The sequence below is a fragment of the Paenibacillus sp. FSL H7-0716 genome, assembly GCF_038002705.1.
Taxonomy (GTDB): domain Bacteria; phylum Bacillota; class Bacilli; order Paenibacillales; family Paenibacillaceae; genus Paenibacillus_AQ; species Paenibacillus_AQ odorifer.
Window position 1 is genome coordinate 119,189 of sequence record NZ_JBBODA010000018.1, and the last position, 19,478, is coordinate 138,666.

Sequence of the window (19,478 nt, forward strand, 5' to 3'; positions counted from 1 at the left end):
TGGAGGAAATATAATGAAAGGCATAATCCTAGCAGGTGGTACAGGCTCACGCTTATATCCATTAACAAAGGTAACAAATAAACATCTTCTTCCTGTAGGGAAATACCCTATGATTTTTCATTCTGTATATAAATTAAAGCAAGCGGATGTAACAGACATACTGATTGTTACGGGGAAAGAACATATGGGCGACGTAGTTAATCTATTAGGTAGTGGCCGTGAAATGGGCGTTTGCTTTACTTACAAAGTACAAGATGAAGCAGGTGGAATTGCGCAGGCGTTGGACTTGGCGGAGCAATTTGTCGGAGATGATCAAATGATTGTTATTCTTGGCGATAATGTTTTTGCTGATGATATTGCTCCGTATGTGCGCAATTTCCGTGAGCAAAAGACAGGTGCGAAGATTTTAATACAAGAAGTTTCTGATCCTAAGCGTTTTGGTGTACCTGAACTAAATGGAAATCAAATTGTTTCTATTGAAGAGAAACCAGCTATGCCTAAATCAACCTATGCAGTAACAGGAATTTATATGTTCGATAGTGAAGTGTTTAATATTATCAAAACGATTACTCCTTCTGCACGTGGAGAATTAGAGATTACAGACGTTAACAATGCATATATCAACCGTGGAGAATTGACATTTGATGTTCTACAGGGATGGTGGACGGATGCAGGTACACATGCCTCATTAGCTAAAGCACATAACTTGGCTCAAGACCTTCTCTTTGGTGAAGAATTCGGAAAACTGAAACTTTAGATGTGAAGGAGTTTTGCAATATGAAAGTTACACCTCTACAACTACAAGGCGCTAGTATACTAGAACCTGTGGTCCATGGCGACAACCGGGGTTTTTTTATGGAAAGCTATAACGAAGAAATAATGCATAAACTCGGAGTTAACTATCAATTTATTCAAGATAACCAATCTCTTTCTGCAGAGGTTGGGGTGTTGCGTGGCTTACATTACCAGTTAAACCCTAAAGCTCAAACTAAATTAATTCGCGTCTTATCCGGTGCTATTTATGATGTTATCGTCGATATCCGTCGTACTTCTCCAACATTTGGGCAATGGGTGGGAGTAATTCTTAGCGAATATAATAAGCGTCAGCTACTGGTGCCTAAAGGCTTCGCGCATGGTTTTTGTACGTTAGTGCCTAACACCCAAGTATTATATAAGGTGGACGAATATTATTCCCCTGAAAATGATCGTGGCATATTATGGAATGACCCAACCTTAGGTATTGATTGGCCGACTTCTAGTCCGATATTGTCGGATAAGGATCAACGTCATCCATTACTGAAAGATGCGGAAATAAACTTTGATTAACAGTGGTAAGCAAGAACTTGAATATAATCTCAAAGAACAAAAGGTGGGCTATAAATGAAACTGCTAGTTACTGGCGGAGCCGGATTTATCGGCAGCAACTTTGTATTATACATGCTGCAACAACATCCTGATTACCAGATCGTCAACGTGGATGCATTGACGTATGCAGGTAATCTAGAGAATCTGAAAGCAATTGAGAATAATCCTAATTACACTTTCGTGAAGGCCGACATTACAGATGTTACTGCGATGGATGAACTGATTAGCCAGGGTGTGGATGTCGTTGTCAATTTCGCGGCGGAGTCGCATGTGGATCGGAGTATTTTAGAGCCGGAAGTGTTTGTGAAGACGAATGTACTTGGAACACAAGTACTTTTGGATGCGGCGAAAAAATACAGTATCACTAAGTTTGTTCAAGTATCTACGGATGAGGTATATGGATCACTGGGTGCGATTGGATTATTCACCGAAGAAACTCCTTTGGCTCCTAACAGTCCATATTCAGCAAGCAAAGCAGGCGGAGACTTGCTAGTACGTGCATATCACGAAACGTTTGGACTGCCAGTGAATATTACCCGCTGCTCAAACAATTATGGCCCGTACCAATTCCCGGAAAAGCTTATTCCGCTGATGATCTCCCGCGCACTTGCTGATCAAGCGTTGCCTGTTTATGGCGATGGAATGAATATCCGCGACTGGTTGTATGTTGAGGATCATTGCAGCGCGATTGATCTGGTTATTCACAAGGGTGTGAACGGCGAAGTCTACAACATTGGTGGTAATAATGAACGTACGAATGTGCATATTGTAAACACGGTATTGCAGGAACTAGGCAAGCCTGATTCTTTGATTGCTTATGTTCAAGACCGTCCTGGTCATGATCGCCGTTATGGGATTGATCCAACTAAGATTATGAATGAACTGGGATGGAAGCCGAAACATACGTTTGAAACAGGTATTAAAGAAACTATCCAATGGTATCTCAATAACCGCGAGTGGTGGACCCGTATTCAATCTGGGGAATACCAAAAATATGCTGAACAGCAATATGGTGATCGATTAGGTGACTCATTGTAATTTTGATACGGGGGTAAAATAGCTATGAAGGTACTTGTTACAGGTGCGGCCGGACAACTAGGTCAGGACGTAGTTTTACTGCTCCAGCATCAAGGTCACGAAGTGTTGGCTTGCGATCGTCAGGAGATGGATATTACTGATCTGGATCAGTGCATCCAAGTTATTGGCGGTTTTGGACCGGATGCGGTTATTCACTGTGCTGCTCATACGGCAGTAGATGCGGCAGAAAGTAATATTGATGCAGCTTATTTAATTAATGCTACTGGAAGCCGAAATGTAGCGCTAGCTTCTGAAAAAGCTGGAGCCAAGCTGGTGTATATTAGCACGGATTATGTGTTTGATGGTATGGGAGCACAGCCTTACCATGAATATGATAATACAGACCCTAAGAGTATATACGGCAAATCGAAACGTGCGGGTGAGGTACTCGTTCAATCCCTCTCCTCTAAGTATTTCATCGTACGAACATCATGGGTGTACGGCAAATACGGGAATAACTTTGTCAAAACAATGCTAAAGCTTGGTCAAGAAAAGCCAATGCTTCAAGTTGTCGATGACCAAAAAGGTTCGCCTACTTATACAGTCGATTTAGCTCGATTCTTGCTTGAGCTTGTTCAAACTGAGAAGTATGGTGTATACCATGCGTCAAATAGCGACTCTTGTACCTGGTTTGAATTTACACAGGCGATCTTTTTAGAGGCCGAGGATATTTTGGGTTTCAAATTCACTGCTACGCTTGAACCGTGTGCCACGGAACAGTTTCCGAGACCTGCACCACGTCCTCGGAATTCGGTGATGGAGCATCTGTCTATACGTACGAATGGTTTTGAGGACATTCGGCCTTGGCGTGAAGGCTTGAGAGATTTCCTCTTAGAGCTAAAAGAATAGAATAACACCAATTGAAACTCCCAAATCGTTTATAACGATGCGGGAGTTTTTTGTGTTCTTTCGTTATAATAAGAAGGAAGCAGGTAGTTAATTAGAAATTACAAAGTCGAGGATACTCATGAATAACAAAACAGTTAGTGTACATATCGTCACCTACAACAGTACGGATGACATTAAAGATTGCTTAGAGGCAGTAATGGCACAGGATTATCCTATTGAGAAAATTGTTGTTGTAGACAATGCGTCTTCGGACGATTGTGCAGAAAAAGTGAACACATTTTTTAACGCGATCGATAAAGGGGCTTTTTCAAGTAATTCATTAGAGGATTTAGATCTGTTCAATTCACAAGCTAACATGGAAGCGCCCACGAGCCTGCTACTTATCCAAAATCAAAAAAATACAGGCTTCGCCCCAGCTCATAACCAAGCTATAGCTGCTACAGAAACAGATTATGTGCTTGTCCACAATCCAGATTTGACGCTGGCCTCAGATTATATTTCCAGATTGATCGCACGGATGGAGGCTAACCCGCAAATCGGTAGCGCCACAGGAAAGCTTTTGTTAAAGGCTGATCACGAATTAGTGGATAGCACTGGTCTTCGGATGAACAAGACACGTCGTGCATTTGATCGCGGTGCGGGGGAGCCAGCAGAACTATGGACACAATCGGGGACAGTATTTGGTGTATCTGGGGCAGCGGCGATGTATACTCGGCGGATGATTGAAGACGTTAGTGTTGATGGGGAGTTTTTTGATGCAGATTTTTTTGCATATAAGGAAGATGTGGATGTGGCTTGGAGAGCCCAGCTATTTGGCTGGCAAGGGTATTATGATGCTGAGGCAATTGGGTATCATGAACGTGGGTGGAAAACGTCTGGCCGCAGTACCAAACCAATGTTCATCCGGCGAATATCTTACATTAATCGCTACAAAATGATCTACAAGAATGAATCGGCTCGAACTATGCTGAAAACAATCTTGATATCTCTTCCCTATGAAATTGCCGCTCATGGTTATATGCTTCTGAGAGAGCCAAAGTTAATCGTAGCGTGGAAATCCTTTTTCACTCAGCTCCCAGCGTTAAAAAAGAAACGAAAATATATACAGACCATCGTAAAAGAGCGAAAGAACACGTGAATCAAACAACATCTGGTAAAACCTCCCTGAAAGGTCACCTCCTCTCAGGGAGGTTTTATGTTATAATAATTGTCGGTAGATTACTATATTTGTCAGGAGCGTTACGCAGTGAATGTAGATGTAAGCATACTTATTGTCAATTACAACACGTGTCGCCTGACGATGGACTGTATCAGGTCGGTATATGACTCAGAAACGAACTATTCCTATGAGATTATTTTGATAGACAACAATTCCCATGATGATTCGGTAGAGATGATTGGTAGAGAGTTTCCAAGTGTCATGTTGATCGCAAATAACGACAATGTCGGTTTTGCCCGTGCAAATAATCAGGGGATGGAAGCTTCATCCGGACGGTATGTACTTTTGCTCAATTCAGATACGGTGGTGCGCAGGGACACGCTGGAGATGATGATCTCTTTTATGGATGGTCGTTCCGATGTTGGGGCGTCAGGATGTAAGATTATTTTGCCAGATGGGTCGCTGGATAAAGCGTGTAAGCGAGGATTTCCTACACCTTTAGCTTCCTTTTATTATGCTTTTGGTTTCAGTAAGTTGTTTCCGGATCGACCGAAGTTTAACGGTTACCAGTTAGGTTATCTGGACCCTGATCTTGATTACCCGATAGATTGTCTGGTGGGTGCGTTTATGCTGCTGCGGCGGGAGACGATTGATCAGGTGGGCGGATTAGATGAAGAGTTTTTTATGTACGGTGAGGATTTAGATTGGTGCTATCGTATTAAAGAGGCTGGGTGGGAGATTTATTATTATCCGAAGACCTCCATCGTACATCTTAAGGGCGGCAGTGCCAGACGTAGACCGTTCAAGATCGTCTATGAATTTCATAGGGCAATGATTTTATTTCATCGTAAGCATTATAGTAGGAAGTACAACAGTATTATAAATGGAACAGTATATGCTGGTGTTGGTGTGAAATTTGCTCTGTCCCTTTTGCAGAATGCCCTAATCTTTCCTAAAGCAGTTCCATCACCTGCACAGAGTCTTAACTCTGCTACGGAAACAGGCGCTCGTAACGATAAGAATACTGAGGTGAGATTATGATTCGGCGGAATCAGAAATTTTTGACACAGCTCTATATGGTTGCTGACTTTCTTGTCATCCAACTGTCCTTTCTAGCGGCTTGGTGGATCAAGTTCAAGAGCGGATGGATGGAATCCTATAACACGCTGCCTGTAGAGTCTTACGCTTATTGGAGTATGATTTATGGTGCAGTAGCTGTCTTAATCGGTATCCTTTTATCGCTTTATTTGCCTAAGCGTAAGAAACGTTTTGTCGATGAATTTATTAAGATTTTCCAAGTGCATATCATGAGTATTTTCATCCTGCTCGGTCTAATGTTCTTCGTGAAAGAAATTGACATCTCCCGTACATATCTGGCTATTTATATGGGGTTTAATGTTCTTTCCATTATGCTTTACCGTTATGTGCTGAAGAAGATGCTTAAATCATTGCGGGAAAAAGGATTGAACCGCCAGTTCGTACTTATCATCGGTGCAGGTACACTCGGCAAAAGATTCTATAACAATTTGGAGCAATATCCAGAGCTCGGTTATGAAGCCATTGGCTTTTTAGACGATTACCATACTTGGGACGGGATTGAGGAGCAACGGTATAAACCGATCTTGGGAACGGTCGATCAGTTATCCGGAATGCTGGAGATGCTGCCTGTGGATGAGGTTATTCTAGCCTTGCCGCTCGATGCGCATTCTAAATATCCTTCGATTATTGCGGCCTGTGAAAAAGCAGGGGTACGCACATTGATTATTCCGGATTTCTTTGATTATTTACCGGCGCGTCCTTACTTTGATAACTTTGCAGGTATGCCAATGATTAATGTTCGTGATATTCCACTGGATATGACGGGGAATAAGATGGCAAAACGTTTGTTTGATATCGTGTTCTCTCTATTCGCGATTATTATGATATCTCCCGTGATGCTGATCGTAGCTCTCGGCGTACGTCTTACCTCACCGGGACCGATTATATTCCGGCAGGAACGGGTGGGACTTAATCGGCGTAATTTTATGATGTATAAGTTTCGTTCAATGAAGATGCAGCAGGACGGGGAAGAAGATACAGGTTGGAGTACGCGGGAAGATCCTCGTAGAACTCGATTTGGAACCTTTATCCGTAAGACAAGTCTGGATGAGCTTCCGCAATTTTTTAATGTATTACTCGGTCATATGAGTGTAGTTGGCCCACGGCCAGAACGACCATTTTATGTAGAACAATTCCGTGATGAAATTCCGAAGTATATGGTGAAGCACCATGTGCGTCCAGGAATTACGGGCTGGGCACAGAGCAATGGGCTGCGCGGGGACACTTCAATTGAGGAACGGATTAAGCACGATATTTTCTATATCGAGAACTGGTCCTTACTGTTCGACATTCGAATTATTTTCAAAACGATTCGCAACGGCTTCGTTAACAAAAACGCATATTGAGACCTGCACTTATTTAGATTTGTGAAATTTTAATAATACCCCGTTTTGCCACTGGCAGAGCGGGGTATTAACTTTCTAATCTAAACTTTGCAAAGGAAACTCACAACTATGAATAAGAAAAAGATTATTGCAACCGTAGTAATGATTGTCGCACTAATAATGATTCTTGTAATAACGTTGAACAAAGAGGAAGAGCAACCCGCGAGTGGTTTTGAAGCGCACAGAATCGTTGCACATGCCATGGGGGGAATTAACGGCTATACGTATACCAATGCTTGGGAGGCCTTTGTCGCTAACTATGAACGGGGCACTCGCGTATTTGAAGTTGATTTTTTGTTATCGAAAGATGATCAGTTGGTTGCTCGGCATGAATGGACAGGCAATATGAGCAAGCTTTTAGGTCAGTTGGAGGTTCTCCCTGCTAATAAACAGGGTGTGGCACTAGATTACGAGGAATTTATGGACAGCCCTATCCTGAATATATACTCTCCGCTTGATATTGAGAAGGTGATTGATCTAATGCAGAATTATCCAGATGCTTATATCGTTACGGATACCAAAGAAATCCAACCGGAACTTATAGAGAAGCAATTTACATTGCTGACTGAAGCGGCGCAGCGTCGGGATCCAGCGTTGTTGGAGCGGATAGTTCCACAGATCTACAATCAGCCGATGCTTGATGAGATCAATAAGGTGTATTCTTTTCCAGAAGTGCTTTACACCTTGTACCAATCTAAGGATACGGATGAACAAGTTATTGAGTTTGTTAAAAAAACAGGTGTGGATATTACGATGCCAGTTAGCCGGGCCACCAAGAGTTTTGTCAAACAGTTAAAAAATATCGGAGCTCGTGTATACGTTCATACAGTGGATGAAGAGGATGAGATTAGAGAGCTATCTCGTATGGGTGTAGACGGATTTTATAGTGATTTTGTGCCTGAAAATGATTTGAATGACCTCAAAGGTATACGCTGAAATCTTTCTCCACTCATTACCACTAATATATCCCCGCAAAGTGGTGTTTTTCTCAGATGCGTATTCTGATACTTTGCGGGGACCCCAAATTTATATGCGAAAAAATGTTCGTATTTTTGTTCGCTTTAAATTGACACACCTCCTGTGCTGGCATAGACTAGATCTATATCTTTTGCGGCGGCAGGAGTGTTTTGTCTTGCCCAAATGACAATTAAGGATGATTCCCATGAAATCAGTACAGCAAATGATCAAACCTTGGCGGCATGTGTTTAAGTTGGACCCGGATCGTATGATTTCAGATGAGGATTTGGAGGCCGTTTGCTTGTCCGGCACGGATGCCATATTGATAGGAGGCTCTACAGGAGTAACCTATGAGAATACAGTAGATCTCTTATCAAGAGTAAGACGTTTTGAGCTGCCCTGTGCACTCGAGGTATCCGAACTTGAAGCTGCTGTACCCGGATTTGATCTTTATATGATTCCTATGGTGCTAAATACACCCGATCCAGCTTGGATTGTAGGCCATCATCGTCGAGCTATAGAGCGTTATGGATTTATGATCCCATGGGATCAGCTGCTAACGGAAGGTTACGTCGTTTTGAACAGTGATTCTTCTGTTGCGCGGATTACAGGGGCCGAGACAACCATTAATGCTGAAGAGGCGGCTGCGTATGCCCAGGTTGCGGACAAGCTGATGTCCCTGCCAATAGTCTATCTTGAATATAGCGGTAGATTTGGGGATATGGAGACAGTACGTATAGTGCGTGAGATGGTGGAGCAAGCCCAACTATTTTATGGAGGCGGCATTACTTGTGAGGCGGAGGCCGAGCAGGCAGCAGCTCTATGTGATACAGTAGTTGTCGGCAATATTATTTATCGGGATGTAGAGCAGGCAATTCGTACGGTATTAGCTGTTAAAAAGACGGTGCAAGAGCAGTTCGAGTAGCGGTTAGCTTATGGACTACTTATGATTTGTAATTTCATTTTTGGAAAGGAGCATGTTACACATGCAACTTATTAACATACAAGACGCGGTCAGCCGATTGAATCCTCCACAAAGGCAGGCTGTCGAGACTACTGAAGGACCCCTTTTGATTATGGCTGGTGCGGGCAGTGGGAAGACGAGAGTGCTGACTCACAGAATTGCCTGGCTGATTGCCAATCGAAAGGCGCCGCCTTGGGCGATTTTGGCGATTACATTTACGAATAAAGCTGCGAGAGAAATGCAGGAACGTGTATCTAAGCTCGTTGGACCTGAGGGAAGAGATATTTGGGTATCCACCTTTCACTCCATGTGTGTTCGGATCTTGCGGAAGGATATTGAGCGCATTGGATTTACTTCCAACTTCTCGATTCTGGACTCTACAGACCAGTTATCAGTCATTCGTAATTGCATGAAGGAACTGAATATTGATACGAAAAAATTCGAACCGAAAGCTGTACAAGCCATAATTAGCGCATCTAAGAATGAACTGATTACTCCGGCGCAGTATGAGCAAAAAGTCGGTGATTATTTCGAAGGTTTAGTGGCCAAGGTTTATAAAATGTACCAAAGACGCTTGAGAAGCAATAACTCGCTTGATTTTGATGATTTAATTATGAAGACTATCGAATTATTTAAGGAAGTTCCCGAGGTTCTGGATTTTTATCAAAAGAAGTTCAAATACATCCATGTGGATGAGTATCAGGATACGAACAGAGCACAATACATGTTGTGCCGCATGCTGGCAGACAGCCACCACCGCATTTGTGTGGTAGGGGATAGTGACCAGTCGATCTATCGCTGGCGTGGAGCGGATATTACGAACATTCTTAATTTTGAAGAGGATTATCCGGAAGCAAAGACGATTCTGCTAGAACAGAATTACCGTTCAACCGCTAATATCCTGAATGCAGCCAATGGGGTAATCGCGCTTAATAGTGGCCGTAAACCGAAAAAGCTGTGGACCGATTCCGAGGAAGGCGCCAAGATTAAGGTGTACCGGGCGGATTCCGAACATGACGAAGGGTATTTTGTAACCGGAGAAATCAGCAAAAATGTGAAACAAGGTCAAGCTTATCAGAATCACGCGATTCTGTACCGGACGAATGCTCAGTCACGGGTAATAGAGGAAATTCTGATCAAATCAGATATTCCATATCAAATCGTTGGCGGGATCAAGTTCTATGATCGTAAAGAAATCAAGGATCTGCTGGCGTATCTACGTTTACTGTCTAACCCTGATGATGATATCAGCCTGACGCGTATTATTAATGTTCCTAAGCGTGGATTAGGGGATACAACGGTTGGCAAGCTGGCAGCTGCGGCTGGTGAACGTGGTGTTTCTATTTTCCGAGTACTGCAAACGGTCGATGATTTGGGCTTTGCTGGACGGACGCGGAATATGCTAGTAGAGTTCTACGATATGATTGAAGCTCTGCACCGTATGGTGGAGTTCTTGTCTGTAACCGAATTGACGGAAAAAATACTGGAGATGTCGCAGTACCGTTTGGAGCTGCAAAATGAAAACACACTCGAATCACGTTCGCGGCTAGAAAATATCGATGAGTTCTTATCGGTGACGATGGAGTTTGAAAAGAACAATGAAGACAAGTCGCTGGTCTCCTTCCTCACGGATCTTGCACTTATCGCAGATATCGATAGTGTGAACGATGATGAAGAGGATCGTAGTGATGCGGTTGTGTTAATGACGATGCACAGCGCCAAAGGTCTGGAGTTCCCGACGGTATTTATCGTCGGAATGGAAGAAGGCGTGTTCCCACACAGCCGTGCCTTCCAGGACAACGACGAGCTGGAAGAGGAACGCCGGCTTGCGTATGTGGGGATCACCCGCGCGGAGAAACAACTGTTTCTCTCTTGTGCGCGGATGCGTACGCTCTTTGGGCGGACGACGGCGAACCAACCGTCCCGCTTCTTAGAGGAGATTCCGGAGGAACTGAAGGAAGATACCGTTAAGACTCAAGACCGCTTCCAGCGCGGAGGCGCGGAGGCAGGCGGTGCTTACGGCGGACGCGGCTTCGGCAGCGGCGGCCGTGGGAACTTTGGCGGCCGTGGCGGAGCCGCCGGAGCTACGCCGGCAGGCGGCGGAAGCACGGCGTCAGCGGCGGCAAGCAAGAGCAGCGTGACCGTGACCTCCGGAGGCGCACGTGCTACCGGAGCAGGGGCTGCTGCAGCTGGCGATTACAAAGCGGGTGACAAGGTCTCCCACGGCAAATGGGGCACGGGCACCGTTGTATCTGTTAAAGGCAGCGGGAATGACACGGAGCTGCAGATTGCTTTTCCGGCACCCGTGGGTGTGAAACGTCTGCTTGCGGGGTTTGCGCCGATAACCAAAGTGGAATAATAGCAAACAACGATTAACGAACGGATATTTAGACCACGCTAACTTTAGGAAACTTATTGACGGAGGGATGTACCTGCATGGATGCTATGCATGTGATGGAAGAGCTTGTTGCGGAATTAAATAATTATAATTACCACTACTACACGCTGGATGCACCGCTAGTCAGCGATAAGGAATACGATGTTTTATACGACAAGCTTGTAGCACTGGAGGCTGAGAGTGGCTTCGTACTACCGGATTCGCCTACACAACGTGTAGGTGGAGAGCTGCTTAAGGGCTTCACGCCGCATCGGCATCTGGCACCGCTTTGGAGTCTGGATAAAGCACAGAATATTGAACAGCTGCGCAGCTGGAATACCCGGGTGCTCCGGTTAGTGAATGAATACAATCTTAAGAATCCAGACAACCCTCTTCCTGATCCTTGTTATGCAGTAGAACTGAAGTTCGATGGCTTAACGCTGAATTTAACCTATCGTAATGGTGTTCTCGAACAGGCATCAACGCGTGGCAATGGTGTAGTTGGCGAAGGAATACTTGCACAGGTGAAGACCATCAAATCCGTTCCATTGACGATTCCCTTCAAGGATGGGGTCATTGAGGTTCAGGGTGAAGGGATTATGAATCTGTCTGTGCTGGCGGATTATAATACAAGGGCTGCAGAGCCGCTGAAGAATGCGCGTAATGCAGCAGCAGGTGCACTGCGTAATCTTAATCCGAAGACTACTGCGGACCGCCGTTTGAACGCTTTTTTCTATAATGTAGGCTTTGCAGAAGGTGCGGAGTTCGCTGACCATCAGGAAATGATGGATTTTCTGCGGAATAACAAATTTAAAGTGAACCCATACCTGACCTACTGTAATGATTTTGATGATGTAACTGAGCAGCTCGCTGGAATCGAGGAGAGTCGTTCGAGTCTCGATTACCTCATTGATGGGGCTGTAATTAAGGTCACGGATTTCAGAATCCGTGAGGTGCTTGGATATACTGACAAGTTCCCGCGTTGGGCAGTAGCTTATAAATTTGAAGCCGAAGAAACGACGACCGTGCTGGAGTCTGTTAGCTGGAATGTAGGTCGTACAGGTAAAGTGACTCCGCTGGCTCGGGTTGAGGCTGTAGAGCTTGCTGGAGTTACCGTTCAGAACTGCACCCTGAATAATGTGGGTGATATTGAGCGCAAAAACTTGAAATTTGCCCTAGGTTCGCGGGTCTTTATTCGCCGTTCCAATGATGTTATCCCAGAAATTCTCGGCAAGGTAACAGAGGAGAATGACGGTGGAGAGATTATTTTCCCTGAGGATTGTCCAGCTTGTGGATATCCGTTAGAAATGCGCGGAGCACATCTTTTCTGTAACAATAAACTGAATTGCAGGCCGCAGATTATCAGTCGGATCACCCACTTTGCTTCGCGTGATGCGATGGATATTGAGACATTCAGTGAGAAGACGGCGGGTCAGCTCTATGATGAGCTTAATGTACATGACTCTGCGGATCTGTATGAACTGAACTTTGAGCAGCTCGTACAGCTGAACCGTTTTGGTGAGAAAAAAGCACAGAATTTGCTGCAAGCTTTAGAAGATAGCAAAGGTAGAGATCTTGCTTCATTTCTCTTTGCGTTAGGGATCCCTAACACAGGTAAAGCAACGACGAAGATGTTGGCTGATCATTTCCGCGATCTGGATGCTGTGATGCAGGCCAAAGCCGAGGAGCTCGCTGAGTTACCAGACATTGGTGGGATTGTCGCCGAGAGCATTGTCAGCTTCTTCGCAGATCCAGTTGTAGTAGCTAATGTTTCCCGCTTGCGGGCGTTGGGTGTGGAAGCGAAGGCTCCTGAGGCACCACGTCCTGTTAATACCGATTCCTTCTTTAGTGGCAAAACGGTCGTATTGACCGGTTCCTTGCAAAAGCTTACCCGAGATGAAGCAGCTGAACGTCTGGAAGCACTCGGAGCAAAGGTGTCCGGAAGTGTGTCGAAGAAGACGGATTTAGTTATCGCTGGTGAAAAAGCTGGCAGTAAGCTGGCTAAAGCGCAGCAGTTAGGCATTCAGGTCATTGAGGATGAAGATGAGCTAATTCGCTTGTTGGATATGTAAGTAACAAACTATATTCGATTCCAAAAGGTTCCCGGTTCCATTTCGTTTAAGTACGAGAGGAGCAGGGACCTTTTTTGCGTGGATTACAACTAAACGTTTCTTTTTTAGAAAAAAATTCGGATGATCTGCTAATATATAGGCTATAGATATTTATCACTATATTTGAAAGGAAACCCTTCCTGTGAAGAGAGAAACGATATTGTTAGTAGATGATGAGAAGGAAATTGTAGAACTGTTAACGATTTATCTCTGTAATGAAGGCTATAGACTGCTAAAGGCTTATGATGGAATGGAAGCGCTGGAATGTCTGCAGAAAGAGGAAGTTGATCTAATTATTCTTGATGTCATGATGCCTAAAATGGACGGGCTAGCTGCATGTATGAAAATCCGTGAAGAGCGGAAAATGCCAATTATCATACTATCAGCCAAAAATACAGATATGGACAAAATCTCCGGCCTGAGCCTCGGGGCAGATGACTACGTGGGCAAGCCGTTTAATCCCTTGGAGATTGTGGCACGAGTAAAATCACAGCTGCGCCGTTATCACGGATTTAATAAGGATAGTAATACGTTGGGAAACGACAGCAAACTAAGCTTTGAGGATCTGACTATAGATACGTCTAAGCATGAGGTGTATGTAGATCAGCAGAAGATTAAACTGACTCCGCGGGAATTCTCTATTCTAGAGCTTTTGGCGAGACACCAAGGTCAAGTGCTTAGCTTGGAGCAAATTTACAATAAGGTATGGAATGAACCTTTTCTAGATGGCGGTAACACAGTGATGGTACATATTCGTAATCTCCGAGACAAAATCGAAATCGATTCGAAACGCCCACGTTATATACAAACCGTCTGGGGAGTTGGCTATAAATTAGACGGACCTTCCTGAAAGGATTAGGTGAGGCTTCTTGAATTCTAAATATATAACGACGATCCGCTGGAAGTTTATGTTCGCTTTTTTGCTGAGTGTGCTTTCAGGCGCTTTGCTGCTTATGGCAGGGTACCAACTCGTCAACTTTATGATCTATCTAAATCCGGCTTCAGAGGCGGCTCCCTATTCACGCATACTGCGCTGGATTATTAATCATATTGGCTCTATGCCACTAATGACAGCAGCGGGTATTATCAGCTTTTTATTATTCTTTTTTATCTACACTCGTAAAGTTGTGCTGTATCTGGAAGAGATCACAAAAGGGATTCGAGAAATTACAAGCTCCGGGATGTCCCATAGAATTGAAGTCAGAACCACGGATGAGCTGGGTGTGCTGGCTGAGAATATTAATGAAATGGCTGAGCGTTTGCAGCACTCCATAGAGGAGGAACGTAAAGCTGTAAATGCAAAAAATGACTTGATCACAGGTGTTTCCCATGATTTGCGCACCCCGCTTACCTCTGTCTTGGGTTTTCTGGAGTACATCGAACAAGATCGATGTCAGGAAGAAGCGGAAATCCGGTATTACGTGGATATAGCCTACAACAAATCCCTGGTGCTGCGTAAACTGATCGATGATCTTTTTGAATACACACGTGTAAATAGTGGAGAGTACCCTTTGGTTATGCAGAGATTGGATTTGAAGGCCTTCATACGGCAGCTGGCGGAGGAGTCAGTTCCTGAACTAACAAAGGCGGATATGATCTATGAAATCGAGGACGTTGCTGATGATTTATGGATAGAGGCTTCGCCTAAAGAATTAGTACGTGCTTATGAAAATTTGATTACTAACGCGATCCGTTACGGCAGAAGCGGCGGGAAATTGGAGATAGGTTTCAGTAAAAAGGAAAATGATGCTGTGGTCCGGATTAGCAACTTTGGAGACAGGATTGAGGAAAGTGATATCCCTTTTATTTTTGAACGATTCTATCGGGCAGAAAAGTCGCGTTCACAGCATACAGGCGGCTCAGGGCTTGGACTTGCGATTGCCAAAAGTATCATCGAACGCCACAATGGCGTTATTTATGTAGAAAGTACATCTCTTCGCACGGATTTTATTACCCGTTTCCCATTCTTCATAGAATCTTAAGAAAACTCTGGCGGGTTCTTAAGATTTGGAAGTTATCCTTGTGGCACAAGGAGGGAACTACCATGCCAAAACTTCGGACGGTTCGTATTAGCTATTTATATATTTTTATGGGTTGCGCTCTTTTGAGTGCTGCCTTTCTTTTTGTTGTCCAGCGGGCTGTCGCTTTGCTGTATTCTCATTATTCGGGTCAATCAGGAGCCTTTTTTGTCCGGCTTATTCATTGGGTTATTAATCATATGGGTCAAACCCCTAGTGCCATCCTTCTATTTATTCTAGTCTTCGGTGGGCTGTATGTTCTTCGTTCACAGAAAATAGCTGATGATTTGCGCTCGTTAGTGGTGGGAACCTCGGAGCTGGCAGACAAAGGAGTCGCTCAGAACATCAAGGTTCTTTCTGGAGGAGAAATAGGTGAAATTGCTGCTAACCTCAATCGAATGCAAAGAATAGAAGTTCCAAATAGAGATGCAAGCTCAAAGCGGATAGAGGACACACCAGCAGTAGCTTTATTAATAAGGACTAGGGCGATCCTTCGCACCCTCCGTGAGGTTGAAGAGAATGAGGCGGAAGCACATACACTTCTTGCAGCAGCGAATGATGAAGTGCGCAGTATGGAGCGGTTCCTGGAGAACCTGATTATCGAATCATGAGCAGATGGAATTCACGCACCCGGATATTGCGAGTAGGGTACCTATTATTTGATGTGAGTGTTATTAGTACGGTATTGGCGCTTTTGATTATGTTCTATGTATACCAGTATGGGGGGATCGTACTTAACCGGCATGAGGATAGGCTGCAATTGCCAGAATCAAGCCTCATCACAGCTTCAGATGGAACAGTTATACGAATGACTCCGCTACCGAGCTCGGGTTATAGGCTTACAGCAGAGCTTGAGGAGATGCCGGCTTTATTAATAGATACTTTTTTAACAGTAGAAGACCGCCGTTTTTATAGCCATCAAGGGGTCGATTATAAAGGGATATCACGCGCTTTCTTAAAAAATATCTTGGACATGAGTTTATCAGAAGGTGGCAGCAGTATTACTCAACAGCTTGCTCGCAATCTTTATTTGAACAGAGATAAGAATATGCTGCGCAAGTTAAATGAAACCTCTATTGCTTTTGCCTTGGAGCAGCGACTGACGAAACGTGAGATTTTGCAACTGTACCTCAATCAGATTTATATGGGGCGGGGACAATATGGAGTAAAAGCAGCAGCGAAGCGTTACTTCGGCGTGTCTGATCTGAAAAAATTGGAGATCTGGCAAATAGCTACTCTGGCGGGGATCCCTAAAGGCCCCTCTATTTATAACCCAGTAGACAATAGTGCATTATCCAAAACGAGAAGAAATCTAGTGCTAAAGATGATGTTCAATCAGCGACTAATCACGTATGAGCAAATGCAGGAAGCTATGAATAAACAATATCAGCCTCCAGCTGCGGTCGAAAATGGGGTTGCCGGAGTGTATTATGTGGATGCCGCCCTTAAGGAAGCGGCTCAGATCACAGGGGAATCTGTAGAGGAGCTTCGTACAGGCGGCTACACTATAGTTACAGGTTTGAACATCAAAGCACAGCAGGCACTTGAGCAGGCCGTTCTCAAAGAGGCTTCATTTCCACCTGACGGAAAAGATCAGCAGGTAGAAGCAGCTATGACCATAATGGATCATCGTACAGGAGAAGTAGTGGCATTGATTGGTGGGCGAGATCAAAACGAGGGCAATTTGAACAGAGCTATTATTGATGCACGTCAGCCGGGTTCCAGCTTTAAGCCGATCATTGATTATGGACCTGCACTCGAGAGCGGGAAATTTAACCCGAATAGTATGCTGTCCGACCGTAAAGTTGCTTATGGCAGCTATAAGCCTGAGAACTTGAACGGTATATACCAAGGTCAGGTCACAATGAACACAGCTTTGCAAAAATCCATCAATGCACCAGCCGTATGGCTATTGAAGCAGGTTGGAATCTCTTCTGCGCGGCAATTTGCCGCCAAATTAGGAATTGTACTGACGGAGGAGGACAATCATTTATCTATAGCTTTGGGGGGGCTTCATAACGGGGTTTCTCCACTAAAAATGGCCCAGGCCTACAGTGTCTTTGCTAGTGGAGGCAAATTTAATGCGGCTCATATGGTGCGCTCCATAACGGATTCAAAAGGGAAGGTCTTGTATAGTCATCCCTCTGAATCACGTCAGGTAATCTCGCCGCGTACCGCAGAAGCGATGACGGCTATGTTACGCAATGTTGTTAATGAAGGAACAGGGAAAAAAGCGCAGATGAACAGACCAGTAGCGGGAAAGACCGGTACGACCCAATTGGACTTGACTGGCGTGAGCAAGAAAGCCAATCGGGATCTTTGGTTTGTAGGCTTTACTCCGGAGTGGACAGCTGCGGTATGGATGGGTTTTGATCGTACGAATCAGGATAATTATATGACTGAAGGCAGCGGGAAGGCTGCCGCTCTATTTTCTACAGTAATGAGTAAAGCCTTAAGTGATCATTGAGAAGTTATTGCGCCGCCCATTCTTCTAATTTCTCATCTTTAGGAAGCAGCAAGGCAAGAAACCCAAGCAGCGGGAGGAAGCCGCAAGCGATGAACACTTTAGCAATCCCGATACTATCAATGAGGTTGCCGAGGACTAATGAGCCGATCCCGCCAAGTCCAAAAGCAAGTCCCGTGATCAGACCTGAAACTGTGCCAATGTTGCCCGGATATAGCATTTGAGCATAAATGACGGTAACAGAGAAGCTGGACAGAAGGATGAAACCGCCAATCAGCAGCAATACAGCCGCCCATAATGGACCTACGAAGGGTAGAGCAAGCGCAAAGGGAACGGTTCCGACCATTGACAGTAAGATGAGATTACGCCGTCCAAAACGGTCAGCCAGCGGACCCCCAAAAAATGTACCCACTGCACCAGCAGCCAAATACATAAAAATATAGATTTGGGCTTTATCCAGTGTCATTTGATATTTGTCCATTAGATAGAAGGCGTAGTAGCTGCCAATAGAAGCGCCATACCAAGACCTAACAAAGACTAGGAATACAAGAATAATCGTTGCTGTTCGTATGCTTTTTCGGCGGTCGGGGTCGATTGCCCGTGCTGTTGATTTTTTATGAAAGGTATAACCGGCATCTAGCATTTCTCTATACCAGCGAGCGACATAGGTCTGAACAGCAATCCCGGCAGCCGCGACGATCGTGAAGCCTAGGGCACCAATCTGGCCAAAGGGGATGAATACCCATTTCGTAAGCATTGGACCAAGGGACTGTCCAGCATTGCCGCCCACTTGAAAAATAGATTGTGACAATCCCTTTCGCTGACCTGCGGCCATATGAGCAACGCGCATTCCTTCTGGATGGAAGGTCGCTGATCCGAATCCGATCAGGATAACCGAGAATAAGACCAGAAAATAGCTATTGGCATAAGCCAATAGAAGTACACCTAAAAATGTGCTGCACATACCCAGCGGTAATAATATAGGACGGGGTTTACGGTCTGCAGCATATCCAATGACGGGTTGGATTACTGATGAGGTCATATTTAAAGCGAATGAGATCCATCCAATCTGGGCGAAAGAGAGCAGTAGATTATCTTTGAGAATAGGGAAGATTGCTGGAATGACTGCCTGTATAGAATCATTGAATAAATGAACAAAACTGACAGCTAACAAAATTTTATAAATCGTTGCCTGCTGCAGATTACGCTGCTCCTTGTCCTTGCTGTCTACTGTGGACGCAGCGTCTGTAGGTTTGGTCTTCATTTTGACTCCTCTCTGTACGGATAGTTAGAAGGTAAGATTGGCGAATACGATAAATTCTATTTAGCCACAAATAATGGATGAATGGTATCAATTTGTGTTGTATCGAAGTTATTTATACGAATGATTTTTTTATTTCAAAAAAAGCTTGCAAACTCAATGACAGCATGGTATATTATCTCTTGTGCTTACGACGCATCGCACATACGAAACACAAGCGATGAAAAAATAAGTTGACAAGATAGAAGCAAACATGATATACTCTAATTCCTGTGCAAGAGACATTGAATGTCGAAATGCTAGGAGCAAGTTCTTTGAAAACTGAACAAATGGAACACGTTGATTTTTTAAAAAAAGATTCATTTAATGAATCGTCAGTTTCAAAATGAGCAA

General features: G+C 44.4%; 16 protein-coding genes. 15 read left to right on the forward strand and 1 reads right to left on the reverse strand.

Translation table 11 applies throughout. The features are described from left to right. The first annotated feature begins 13 nt into the window (after positions 1-13). The 15 genes from MHH60_RS21220 to MHH60_RS21290 all read left to right on the forward strand — a co-directional run bounded on the left by MHH60_RS21220 (position 14) and on the right by MHH60_RS21290 (position 17,827). The gene (locus tag MHH60_RS21220; RefSeq protein ID WP_076099639.1) at positions 14-757 is read left to right on the forward strand and encodes a sugar phosphate nucleotidyltransferase; all 744 of its coding nucleotides are present in this window, start codon (positions 14-16) and stop codon (positions 755-757) included. 20 nt (positions 758-777) lie between these two features. After that, on the forward strand, positions 778-1,326 hold the full coding sequence (gene rfbC, locus MHH60_RS21225) for a dTDP-4-dehydrorhamnose 3,5-epimerase (RefSeq protein WP_038573489.1): 549 nt from the start codon (positions 778-780) through the stop codon (positions 1,324-1,326). Positions 1,327-1,380: 54 nt separating this feature from the next. Next, a complete protein-coding gene (gene rfbB / locus MHH60_RS21230) occupies positions 1,381-2,403 on the forward strand; it encodes a dTDP-glucose 4,6-dehydratase (protein ID WP_076137337.1) in 1,023 nt (340 codons plus the stop codon). A gap of 24 nt (positions 2,404-2,427) precedes the next feature. Then, on the forward strand, positions 2,428-3,291 hold the full coding sequence (rfbD, locus tag MHH60_RS21235) for a dTDP-4-dehydrorhamnose reductase (RefSeq protein ID WP_076137339.1): 864 nt from the start codon (positions 2,428-2,430) through the stop codon (positions 3,289-3,291). 118 nt (positions 3,292-3,409) lie between these two features. Beyond that, positions 3,410-4,429 (forward strand): glycosyltransferase family 2 protein, encoded by a 1,020-nt coding sequence (locus MHH60_RS21240; protein WP_076137341.1) that lies wholly within the window; start codon positions 3,410-3,412, stop codon positions 4,427-4,429. Between the two features lie 162 nt (positions 4,430-4,591). Continuing rightward, the gene (locus MHH60_RS21245) at positions 4,592-5,491 is read left to right on the forward strand and encodes a glycosyltransferase family 2 protein (protein ID WP_370511508.1); all 900 of its coding nucleotides are present in this window, start codon (positions 4,592-4,594) and stop codon (positions 5,489-5,491) included. Then, complete coding sequence (locus tag MHH60_RS21250; protein ID WP_076107105.1) at positions 5,488-6,894, forward strand: undecaprenyl-phosphate glucose phosphotransferase; 1,407 nt, start codon at positions 5,488-5,490, stop codon at positions 6,892-6,894. The genes MHH60_RS21245 and MHH60_RS21250 overlap by 4 nt, the downstream gene beginning before the upstream one ends. Positions 6,895-7,002: 108 nt before the next feature. Then, on the forward strand, positions 7,003-7,869 hold the full coding sequence (locus MHH60_RS21255) for a phosphatidylinositol-specific phospholipase C/glycerophosphodiester phosphodiesterase family protein (protein WP_076137345.1): 867 nt from the start codon (positions 7,003-7,005) through the stop codon (positions 7,867-7,869). A 226-nt stretch (positions 7,870-8,095) separates the two neighbouring features. Next, the gene (locus tag MHH60_RS21260) at positions 8,096-8,815 is read left to right on the forward strand and encodes a heptaprenylglyceryl phosphate synthase (protein ID WP_139332125.1); all 720 of its coding nucleotides are present in this window, start codon (positions 8,096-8,098) and stop codon (positions 8,813-8,815) included. A 61-nt stretch (positions 8,816-8,876) separates the two neighbouring features. Further along, a complete protein-coding gene (gene pcrA, locus MHH60_RS21265; RefSeq protein ID WP_076137349.1) occupies positions 8,877-11,213 on the forward strand; it encodes a DNA helicase PcrA in 2,337 nt (778 codons plus the stop codon). A gap of 77 nt (positions 11,214-11,290) precedes the next feature. Continuing rightward, complete coding sequence (gene ligA / locus MHH60_RS21270) at positions 11,291-13,303, forward strand: NAD-dependent DNA ligase LigA (protein ID WP_076137351.1); 2,013 nt, start codon at positions 11,291-11,293, stop codon at positions 13,301-13,303. Positions 13,304-13,484: 181 nt separating this feature from the next. Continuing rightward, positions 13,485-14,192, forward strand: coding sequence for a response regulator transcription factor (locus MHH60_RS21275; RefSeq protein WP_036678667.1), 708 nt, complete (start codon positions 13,485-13,487; stop codon positions 14,190-14,192). A 19-nt stretch (positions 14,193-14,211) separates the two neighbouring features. After that, the gene (locus MHH60_RS21280) at positions 14,212-15,324 is read left to right on the forward strand and encodes a sensor histidine kinase (protein WP_076137353.1); all 1,113 of its coding nucleotides are present in this window, start codon (positions 14,212-14,214) and stop codon (positions 15,322-15,324) included. 62 nt (positions 15,325-15,386) lie between these two features. After that, positions 15,387-15,971 carry a HAMP domain-containing protein gene (locus MHH60_RS21285; RefSeq protein WP_076137355.1) on the forward strand — a complete coding sequence of 195 codons (585 nt, stop codon included), beginning with the start codon at positions 15,387-15,389 and terminating at the stop codon, positions 15,969-15,971. Beyond that, positions 15,968-17,827 (forward strand): transglycosylase domain-containing protein, encoded by a 1,860-nt coding sequence (locus tag MHH60_RS21290; protein ID WP_076137356.1) that lies wholly within the window; start codon positions 15,968-15,970, stop codon positions 17,825-17,827. Before MHH60_RS21285 ends, MHH60_RS21290 begins: the two co-directional genes overlap by 4 nt. Positions 17,828-17,831: 4 nt before the next feature. On the opposite strand, the gene MHH60_RS21295 is transcribed toward MHH60_RS21290, so the two are convergent. Further along, positions 17,832-19,088 (reverse strand): MFS transporter, encoded by a 1,257-nt coding sequence (locus tag MHH60_RS21295; protein ID WP_076137358.1) that lies wholly within the window; start codon positions 19,086-19,088, stop codon positions 17,832-17,834. Positions 19,089-19,478 lie beyond the last annotated feature (390 nt).

Coding starts and splice junctions, on each gene's coding strand:
- rfbB (WP_076137337.1), top strand. CDS start 1,381: ATGAAACTGCTAGTTACTGGCGGAGCCGGATTTATCGGCAGCAACTTT.
- rfbD (WP_076137339.1), top strand. CDS start 2,428: ATGAAGGTACTTGTTACAGGTGCGGCCGGACAACTAGGTCAGGACGTA.
- rfbC (WP_038573489.1), top strand. CDS start 778: ATGAAAGTTACACCTCTACAACTACAAGGCGCTAGTATACTAGAACCT.
- ligA (WP_076137351.1), top strand. CDS start 11,291: ATGGATGCTATGCATGTGATGGAAGAGCTTGTTGCGGAATTAAATAAT.
- pcrA (WP_076137349.1), top strand. CDS start 8,877: ATGCAACTTATTAACATACAAGACGCGGTCAGCCGATTGAATCCTCCA.
- MHH60_RS21240 (WP_076137341.1), top strand. CDS start 3,410: ATGAATAACAAAACAGTTAGTGTACATATCGTCACCTACAACAGTACG.
- MHH60_RS21285 (WP_076137355.1), top strand. CDS start 15,387: ATGCCAAAACTTCGGACGGTTCGTATTAGCTATTTATATATTTTTATG.
- MHH60_RS21255 (WP_076137345.1), top strand. CDS start 7,003: ATGAATAAGAAAAAGATTATTGCAACCGTAGTAATGATTGTCGCACTA.
- MHH60_RS21290 (WP_076137356.1), top strand. CDS start 15,968: ATGAGCAGATGGAATTCACGCACCCGGATATTGCGAGTAGGGTACCTA.
- MHH60_RS21220 (WP_076099639.1), top strand. CDS start 14: ATGAAAGGCATAATCCTAGCAGGTGGTACAGGCTCACGCTTATATCCA.
- MHH60_RS21245 (WP_370511508.1), top strand. CDS start 4,592: ATGGACTGTATCAGGTCGGTATATGACTCAGAAACGAACTATTCCTAT.
- MHH60_RS21295 (WP_076137358.1), bottom strand. CDS start 19,088: ATGAAGACCAAACCTACAGACGCTGCGTCCACAGTAGACAGCAAGGAC.
- MHH60_RS21250 (WP_076107105.1), top strand. CDS start 5,488: ATGATTCGGCGGAATCAGAAATTTTTGACACAGCTCTATATGGTTGCT.
- MHH60_RS21260 (WP_139332125.1), top strand. CDS start 8,096: ATGAAATCAGTACAGCAAATGATCAAACCTTGGCGGCATGTGTTTAAG.